The sequence below is a fragment of the Massilia sp. P2_C2 genome (assembly GCF_056404615.1).
Window position 1 is genome coordinate 1 of record NZ_JBFUDR010000259.1, and the last position, 9,139, is coordinate 9,139.

Genomic DNA, 9,139 nt, shown 5'->3' on the forward strand with positions numbered 1-9,139 from the left:
GCGGCAGGGCCATCGGCGTGTAGAACCAGACGACGGGGCGCTCACCTTCGGGGACGAGGTCGGCCAGCAGCATCTGCAGCGTGGGGATCTGGTCGTCGTGGAAGCCGGGCGCCTGGATGCCGGCATGCGGCTGGCACACCATGATGTTCGGCGCGACGGCCCTCTTCTGCAGGTGCGCCTCGCCCTCGTCATATACCGGTTCCTCGACAAACAGGATCCGGTAGTGTTCCGCCAGGCGAGTCATGAGGTGCTGGGGGCGCTGGAAGACGAAGTCCCAGCGCAGATGGCAAAACACGATCAGGGTCGGCATGTTGATTTCCTTTCGCCTCGGGGCGTTCTAGTTGATCTGGATTCAAGGTCCGCCATCCGATGCGTCGATGCTCTGGGAAACACCGACAGATCAGATGCCGGACCAGTGAATCCTATCATGCAAATTTCTTAAGATTTTCATTTATGCATCGCAACATTTCTAGGGATATATAGCTTAAAACCACCGTGGTCCAGGTCTCCCTAGGAGAGCTCGCTCGACACCCCAATGCTGTAGGTTCCCTCCTACGCGGACAAAGGAAAAAGCACTACGAAATCGCATCATAAAGACTGGCGTGATCATGCACGCGCAGCGGTGTACGGGTATTTTGAGAGAGAGATGACCGCGCCGGACGGCGCGGTCGGAGGATGAAACAACTGCGGATCAGGCCGGCAGATAGGGTTCCGCACCTTCCGGTTCGCCAGCGGCGTCGAACCCGCGCGCGAGCAGCACACCGTCGAGGCCAACGGTGCCGAGCGCGTCGCACAGGTCGTCCAGTTCCGTCTCGAGGTCGGCGGCCAGGTCGAGCGGCTTATCGATGGTGGCGAGCGGCGCGCCGCCGTCCAGCGGGTACAGGTTGATGCGCAGCACCAGCACGCCGCCGGCATCCAGCGGGGCGACGACGGCCTTGATGCGGTCGGGAGAATGTTTCTGCTCGTCAACGCGCTGGTTGACTTCCGCCAGCGTGGCCAGCATCGACAACTCGGCCACGCCCTGTTCCTTGGCGCCGTAGAACAGGTCCTGGTACAGGAAATTCAGCTCGAGGTCGGTCGGATGCCGCGACAGGCAGCGCTGCAACAGCGGCGCCACGCCGCCCGCCCACATGCGGTAGCGGGCCATGCGGCCCTCGAAATAGGCGTCCGCGGCCGTCTCGCCAGCCGGGACGTGGTAGAACGGGTCGTCGACCGGCTTCAGCGCGAAGCCGAGCAGGAAGCGCAGCTCCATCGCCTCGTCGTCCGGTTCGTAGTCGCCGCCGATCCACGGGCGCATGCTGGACTCGATGGCCGGCGTGGCGACGAGCTTGCGCGAACGCATCGCCTGGAAGGCTTCACGCATCATCTCCTGCAGGTCGCTGTAGCGGATGCGGTCGACGGCATCGAGGTCGTACAGGTGACGCACGAGCACGATCCGCGTGGCCGCACTGGCCAGGCCGGACTGGCGGAAACTGTCCATCAGCGCCTCGAAGTCGGCGTCGTCGCGGAACACGTCGTCCTGCACCAGGCCGCCCGTGCTGTGTGCGAACAATGGGATCATGAAGGCATCGACTTCGAGTTCGCCGGCGTCGTTGCCATCCCTGTCGTCGCCGCGCACGTGCAACGTGGCGGCCTCCTCTTCCACGCGTTCGCGCAGCAGGCGGCAGCATTCGGGGTCCGTATGGCGCGCCAGCTCGATGGCGCCGTACAGCACGTCGTCGTGCTTGCGTCGGAGCATGCGCCGGACGAGCACCGTGAGATCGTGCTGGCGCGCCGCGATGGTGGACGCGTCATGGGATTCGCGCTCGCTGATCTCGAGCGCCAGGTCGACCAGGCTCTGGGCCAGCGCATCGGGGTCAGCCTCCACCGGTTTGGCCGCGGACTTGACTGCGGGTTTCGGGCCCTTGGCCGGGCGCTTGTTGTTGGGCATGGCTGATTGATGAAAGTGAACAAGTCGTCATGGTAGCACCCGGTCGCGCGCCGCCCAAGCCGGCCGCGCGCAACGTGGAGGATGTTGCCGGGCGGCAGACCAGTGGGCGGCGGCGGTGTCATGCCCTGACACGCGCCTGGGACACACGGCGTTCCTACCTTGCGGGACGGCTGTCGAGGTGGGAGGTGAAGAATTCCGGGCGCAGTTTCCGTGTAATTTCCAGCACCGGCATCACATGGTCGAGGTGTTCGCGCATCGCGGCGACGGCCTTTTCGGGATTCCGCGCCTCGATCGCCTCGACGACGGCGCGGTGTTCCTCCAGCACGCCGAGCATGCGGCCCTCCAGCGGCAGCGTGAGCTGGCGGTAGCGGTCCATCTGCGTCTTGGCCTGCTGGATGATCGGCCACACTCCCGGATAGCCGGACAGCTCGGCCAGCAGCGCGTGAAAACGTTCATCGGTGCGGTGAAACTTGCCGAAATCGCTGGACGCGATGGCGGCTTCCTGCTCGGCCAGGATGTCGCGCAGCCGGGCCGCGTCCGCCGGTTGTACGCGCTCCGCCGCCTTTTCGATGATCGCCGTCTCCAGCGCATGGCGCACGAGGTTGGCTTCTTCCAGGGCGTCCAGCGGGATGCGGGCGACGAACGTGCCGGAGCGGGGGACGATTTCGATCAGGCCCTCGTCGGCCAGGCGCTGCACGGCCTCGTGCACCGGGGTGCGGCTGGTGCCGAACTCCTCGGCGATGTCGCGCTCCACGACACGTGTGCCGGGCAGCATGTCCATCTCGACGATGCGCCGGCGCAGGCACAGATAGACGCGGCGCGACGCGCTCATCGCGCTGTCGGCCTCGTCGGACCCGGTGGGTGGCACTTGAGTGTTCATGGTGGCAAGTGTAGCGAAACCCGGCGTGCGGTGGTCCGTTTCAGATCGCTGGCATCGCGCTGCGGGGGATGATCGCCCCGCGGTGCCGGATCACGGTGCCGGCCAGGCGGTGGCCCGCGCGCGCCGCGTCTTCCGGCCCTTTGCCGGACAGGCGCGCGGCCATGTAGGCGGCGCCGAACGAATCGCCCGCGGCCGTCGTGTCGATCACGTCGCGCACCGGCTCCGGCGCCACTTCGTGCAACTGGCCGTCGTGCCAGACCACGCACGGGTCGCCGCCGCATTTCACGACCACCTCGCCCACGCCCAGCGCGCGCGTGCGTTCGATCACGCTGCGCGCCTGCGCCGGACCATACAGCGCGACCTCGTCGTCCAGGGTCAGCAGCGCGATGTCCGCATGCGCCAGCACCCGGCCGTAGACCTCGCGCGCCGTCTCCGGGCTTTCCCACAGCCGGGGACGGTAGTTGTTGTCGAAGACGACGGTGCCGCCGGCCGCGCGGCAACCGGCCAGCGCCGCGATCAGCAGTTCGCGGTCGGCCGGGGACAGGATCGCGAGGCTGATGCCCGACAGGTAGACCATGCGCGCGGCGGCCAGCTGCACGAGCACCTTGCCCGCGTCCGGCGCCTCGAGCCAGTGGCGCGCGGCGGAATCACGGCGCCAGTAATGGAAGCGGCGCTCCCCATCAGGATCGGTCTCGATCATGTAGATGCCGGGCAGGCGGTCGGCCAGGCGCTGCACGCAGGCCGTGGCTATGCCTTCGCGCTGCCACGCGGCGAGCATCTCGGCCGACATCCCGTCCACGCCCAGGCCCGTCACATAGGCTACCTGCACGGTGGCCGGATCGAGCAGGCGGGCCATGTAGACGGCCGTGTTCAGGGTGTCGCCGCCGAAGCGGTAATCCATCGTGCTCCCCTCCCCGCTCTTCTGCAGCTCGATCATGCATTCGCCGATCGCGTAGACGGTCTGTGCTTCCATCGCTTGTCCTTGTTTTCCAGTGTAATGTATGCAGCCTTTGATGGCCGGGCGCCGAGAAGCGCACGGGCCCCGGATGATACCCGGACCAGGCGTTTATCGAAAGCCGGCCCGGGCCGGGCGGCCGGTGTGCCGCACCCGGCATCAGGTTCGGGCCGTCGACACCGACGGCGCCACTTTCAGCGGCGGACGCGGACCGCTCTCGCGGATCAGCGTCCACACGACGATCGCCGCCAGCACGTCGAATACGGCCAGCACGACGAACATCGGGCTGTAGCCGACGTGCGTGACCAGGATACCGAACAACAGGGTGAACAGCGTCGCGCCCAGGTAGCCGGACATCCCGGCCAGGCCCGTGGCGGTTGCCACTTCGTGTTTACCGAAGACGTCCGACGTGATCGCGTACAGCGCGCCGGACAGGGTCTGGTGCGCGAAGCCGCCGATGCACAGCAGGAAGATCGCGGCATAGGGGCTCGCCACGAGGCCGATGCAGCCCGGGGCGATCATGCAGAAGGCGCCGAACGCGACGACCCATTTGCGCGAATCGAACAGCGACACGTTCAGGTGTTTGTGGACAATCGGCGACAGATAGCCGCCCAGCACGCAGCCGATGTCGGCGGCGAGGAACGGCAGCCAGGCGAAGGCCGCGATCTCTTTCAGGTCCATGTGGCGCTCGGTGGCCATGTACAGCGGGATCCACGCGTTGAACGTCTGCCACGCCGGTTCGGACAGGAAGCGCGGGATGGCAATCGACCAGAAATTCCGGTTGCGCACGATCTCGCGCCACGAGGCTTTCGCGGCACCGTCCTGGTGTTTCGCTTCCTGGCCGGCGAGGATGTAGTCGCGTTCGGCGTCGGRCAACCGCTTCTGGTCGCGCGGGTGCTTGTAGAACACGGCCCACAGCAAGGTCCACGCGATACCCAGCACGCCGACGATGACGAACGCCGACTTCCAGCCGGCGTGCAGGATCGCCCACACGACGAGCGGCGGCGCGCACAGGGCGCCGATCGACGAACCGATGTTGAACCAGYCGATGGCGACGGAGCGCTCGCGCGCCGGGAACCATTCCGTCGTCGCCTTCACGCCGGCCGGGATGCCGGCCGCTTCCGTCAGGCCCAGGAGGCCGCGGAAGAACGCCATGCTCTGCCAGCCCGAGGCGAGCGCGGCGCAGGCGCACGCGAGCGACCAGGCGAACGCGAACACGGCGAAGCCGATCTTGGTGCCGATCGCGTCCAGCACGACCCCGGCGACCGGTTGCATCACCGCGTAGCAGACCTGCCACGCGACGACGATGTACGAATACTGCCGGGTGTCGATGTGCAGGTCGGCCATCATGGTCGGCGCCGCGACCGACAGCGTATTGCGCGCGAGGTAGTTGACGATCAGCCCGAGCGTGACGAGCCCCACCATCCACCAGCGCATGCCTTTCAATTTGCTCATCGATGCCTCCTGCATAACAACGATCGATATTTGGGCGCGCAACATCCCGTGCCGGGGAGCGCGCTGCGCCCCACGGCCTTCTTTTTCCGGATGGTTCGTCCCGGCCTTAAGCCTATCCAAGTAGGGTGGGCACCCTGTGCCCACGCGTAACGGATGCGGTATACGAGCGTTCGCGTGGGCACAGGGGTGCGCACCCTACCGGGACAGGTTCTTACTTCAACAGTGCGCGCACACCCTGGTTGTCGATGCCGGCAATGTCGGCGGCCAGTTGTGCTGCCAGGCCCCGCACGTCGTTCAGGTCCCTGCCCCACAGCGCGGCATGGGCGAGCCAGCCGCGGACCAGGTCGTCCAGCGTCCATTCACCTGCATTCACCTTGTCCCAGCCGGCGCGGAACCACGCCAGCGTAGCGGCATCGTCGGCGAGTTCGATGACGCCGCCGCGGTACAGCACCATCGTCGCGGCCATGGCGAACACGAGGCGGCGCGGCAGGCGGCCGTCGTTCAGCGCCGTGTAGCGCAGCAATTGCGGCAGCACGCGCGCGGCGAACTTGCTCCAGCTGTTCAGCGCGATCGACGCGAGGCGGTGATGGATCGACGGGTTACGGAAGCGCAGCAGCACGTCGGCCGCGAATGCCTCCAGCTCCGCACGATCCATTTCCAGCGCCGGGATGATCTCCTCGTCGATGGCGGCACGCAGGAACGCCCCGACCTCGGGATCGTCCACGGCCGGACCGACCGCTTCCAGGCCGGCCAGCAGCGCCACCGGCACCAGCGTGGTGTGGCCGCCGTTCAGGATGCCGACCTTGCGCTTCTTGTACGGCGTGATGTCGTCGACCAGCCTGACGTTGAGGTTCGCGCCCGCCAGCTTCAGCTCCTCGCCCACGAAGGCCGGCCCCTGGATCACGAACAGGTAGTAGTACTCCGCCGCGACGAGGAACGGATCGGCGTAGCCCAGTTCCTGTTCGATCTGCGCGGCGTCCGCAGCCGGGTAGCCGGTGACGATACGGTCGACGAGGGTGTTGCAGAACGTACAGGCATCCCCCACCCACGCCGCGAAGCCGGCCGGCAGGTTCCACAGGCGGGCATAGTGCAGCACCGCGTTCTTCAGCGCCTCGCCGTTCTTGTCGATCAGTTCGCACGGCAGCAGGATCACGCCCTTGTCGTGGGCGCCATCGAACGCGAGGTAGCGCGCGAACAGCAGTTGCGCGAGCTTGGCCGGGAACGTCACGGGCGGCGCGTCGGACTGGCGGTCCGTGTCGTTGACGGTGATGCCCGCCTCCGTCGTGTTCGAGACGATGAAGCGCAGGTCCGGGTTCGCGGCCTGGGCCAGGTAATCGGCGTACATCGTGGCCGGGTCGATCTCGCGCTGCACGCAGGCGACGGTGCGGTATTCCTTGACGGGCTGGCCGGCTTCGTCCAGGCCGCGCACGAGCACGGTGAACAGGCCTTCCTGCACGTCCAGCAGCGGTGTGCTGGAACCACCGCGCGGGCGCACGACCACGACACCGGCGGCCAGGCCCGTGCGCTCGTTGAGCAGGTCGATCTGCCAGTCGAAGAAGCCGCGCATGAAGTTACCCTGGCCAAACTGCAGGATTTTCACGGGCAGCGCGTACGGCGCGGTGCGACGAAGTTGTTTCATGTTGTTCTTCTCCAGGTCTTACAGTGAAATGTCGCGCTTCCAGAAAATGAAGTCGTACTGCTGCAGGCGGTCGGCCTTGCATTTGTACTTGCCGCCGGCCGTGTCCACGACCATGTCGAACAGGCCTTTCGCCACGTCGGGCAGCGGCTTGCCTTCGATGACGGGGCCGCAGTCGTAGTCGATCAGGTCGGCCAGCTTCGCGGCCACGCGGCTGTTGCTCGAGATTTTCAGCACGGGTACGATCGGATTGCCCGTCGGCGTGCCGAGACCCGTCGAGAACAGCACGACGTTCGCGCCCGATGCGACGATGCCGGTGACGGATTCCACGTCGCCGCCAGGGGTGCACAGCAGCGCCAGGCCCTGTTTGTCGGTCTGCTCGCCGTAGTCCAGCACGGAGACGATCGGCGACGTGCCGCCCTTTTTCGCGGCGCCGGCCGATTTCATCGCATCCGTGATCAGGCCGTCGCGGATATTGCCCGGGCTCGGGTTGTCGGCAAAATGCGTGCCGACGGCCAGCGCGCGCTGTTCGAAGTCGCGCATCATGCCGAGGAAGCGGCGCTTGTCGTCGTCCTCGACGCAGCGCTCGATCAGGCTGGCTTCCACCCCGCACAGTTCCGGGAATTCCGCGAGGATCGACGAACCGCCGACCGCGACGACCATGTCCGACACATAGCCCATCGCCGGATTGGCGGAGATGCCGGAGAAGCCGTCCGAGCCGCCGCACTTGACGCCGATCTTCAGGTGCGACAGCGGCACCGGCCGGCGCGTGACCTTGTTCGCTTCCTTCAGGTGCGACAGCGTGTCCTGCAGGACGGCCTTCATCATCTTCTCTTCGCTGTCCCACTGCTGCTGTTCATAGATCAGCACGGGCTTGTCGAAGTCCGGATTCTGCTTCGCGAGCGCATCCTTGAACATGCCGATCTGCGCGTTCTGGCAGCCCAGCGAGAACACGGTGATGCCGGCCACGTTCGGGTGGTCGGCGTACGCGGCCAGGATCTTGCACAGCGAGCGCGCGTCGGCGCGCGTGCCGCCGCAGCCGCCGTTGTGCGTGATGATGCGCACGCCATCGACGTTCGGGAACGGACGCACGACGGGCTTCGGTGTCTCCATGTCCTCGCCCAGGAGCTGGAACGTGAGCGATGCCAGATCGTTCGTCGCATAGCCGAGCGGACCTTCGAGCGCATTGCGCAGGTGCTCGACGTTGCGGTTCTCGCAGAACACGAGCGGGAAGATCAGCCAGTAGTTGGCGGTACCCACGCGGCCGTCGGCGCGCACGACGCCGTCGAACGCGGCGTCCTTCACGTCGGCGACGTCGGGCGGCGTCCAGGTGTACGGTTTCGACTCGCCGATCTCGACTTCCGAGGCGTAGTGAGCGAGATTGTCCGTCGTGACGGCTTCGCCCTTGCGGATGGGTTGCGTGGCCTTGCCGACGACGACGCCGTACATGGTCAGCAATTCGCCCTCGGCGAAGGCCCGGCGCGCCAGCTTGTGCTTGGTCTTGATGGGCGTGGAGACGAGGATGTTCTCGTCGTTCCACGTCACGACGTCACCCGGTGCGAGGTCGGTCAGGGCGACGAGCATGCTGTCGTCCGGATGAATGCAGATTACTTTTTGCATGTTGCTGGCTTCGCTTATCAGAGCTTGAAGTAGTTTTTGGCGTTCTCGTAGCAGATGCCGCGCACGATCGTGGCCAGGGCGTCGTAGTCTTCCGGATATTCGCCGGCGGCGACCCATTCGCCCAGCTGGCGGCAGACGAGGCGGCGGAAGTAGTCGTGGCGCGGGTACGAGGCAAAGCTGCGCGAGTCCGTCACCATGCCGACGAAGATGCCGAGCACGGAGTGATTGCCGAACGCGAGCAGCTGGTTCAGATTGCCGAGCTTGTGGTCGTTGAACCACCAGGCCGGGCCGAACTGCACCTTGCCGGCCACGCTGCCGTCCTGGAAGTTGCCGATCATCGTCGACAGCACTTCGTTCATTGCCGGGTTCAGGTTGAACAGCATCGTCTTTGGCAGCTGGTCGTGCGCGTCCAGCGCGGACAGCAGCGCGACGAGGCCATTACTGGTCGTCATGTCCGAGATCGAGTCGTAGCCGGTATCCGGGCCCAGCGTTTGCAGCATGCGCTGGTTGTTGTTGCGCATGGCGCCGATGTGGAAGCACATCGTCCAGTCGAATTTCGCGTATACGGTACCGAGGGCTTCCAGCAGGCCGCGCAGGTATTGCGCCTGTTCGAGATCGGACAGCAGGTTGCCCGCGATGCGCTTGGCGAACATCGCGTCCAGT

The 9,139-nt window shown here is 66.1% G+C and carries 7 protein-coding genes and 1 pseudogene; all 8 read right to left on the reverse strand.

What is annotated here, in order from left to right; genetic code table 11:
• Window positions 1-310, reverse strand: a pseudogene (locus AC1DYX_RS23605) (FAD-dependent oxidoreductase); the annotation flags it as partial.
• A gap of 381 nt (window positions 311-691) precedes the next feature.
• Window positions 692-1,930 (reverse strand): hypothetical protein, encoded by a 1,239-nt coding sequence (locus AC1DYX_RS23610; RefSeq protein WP_477263375.1) that lies wholly within the window; start codon window positions 1,928-1,930, stop codon window positions 692-694.
• A 154-nt stretch (window positions 1,931-2,084) separates the two neighbouring features.
• A complete protein-coding gene (locus tag AC1DYX_RS23615; protein ID WP_477263377.1) occupies window positions 2,085-2,810 on the reverse strand; it encodes a GntR family transcriptional regulator in 726 nt (241 codons plus the stop codon).
• A 40-nt stretch (window positions 2,811-2,850) separates the two neighbouring features.
• Complete coding sequence (gene kdgK, locus AC1DYX_RS23620) at window positions 2,851-3,783, reverse strand: 2-dehydro-3-deoxygluconokinase (RefSeq protein ID WP_477263379.1); 933 nt, start codon at window positions 3,781-3,783, stop codon at window positions 2,851-2,853.
• A 141-nt stretch (window positions 3,784-3,924) separates the two neighbouring features.
• Window positions 3,925-5,220, reverse strand: a complete 1,296-nt coding sequence (locus tag AC1DYX_RS23625; protein ID WP_477263381.1) for an MFS transporter — start codon at window positions 5,218-5,220, stop codon at window positions 3,925-3,927.
• 211 nt (window positions 5,221-5,431) lie between these two features.
• Entirely contained in the window at window positions 5,432-6,859 is a 1,428-nt protein-coding gene (locus AC1DYX_RS23630; protein WP_477263383.1) for a tagaturonate reductase, read from the reverse strand.
• An 18-nt stretch (window positions 6,860-6,877) separates the two neighbouring features.
• Window positions 6,878-8,476, reverse strand: coding sequence for a UxaA family hydrolase (locus AC1DYX_RS23635; RefSeq protein WP_477263385.1), 1,599 nt, complete (start codon window positions 8,474-8,476; stop codon window positions 6,878-6,880).
• A gap of 17 nt (window positions 8,477-8,493) precedes the next feature.
• Window positions 8,494-9,139: glucuronate isomerase (locus tag AC1DYX_RS23640; RefSeq protein WP_477263387.1), on the reverse strand; the 646-nt coding region annotated here is incomplete at its 5' end.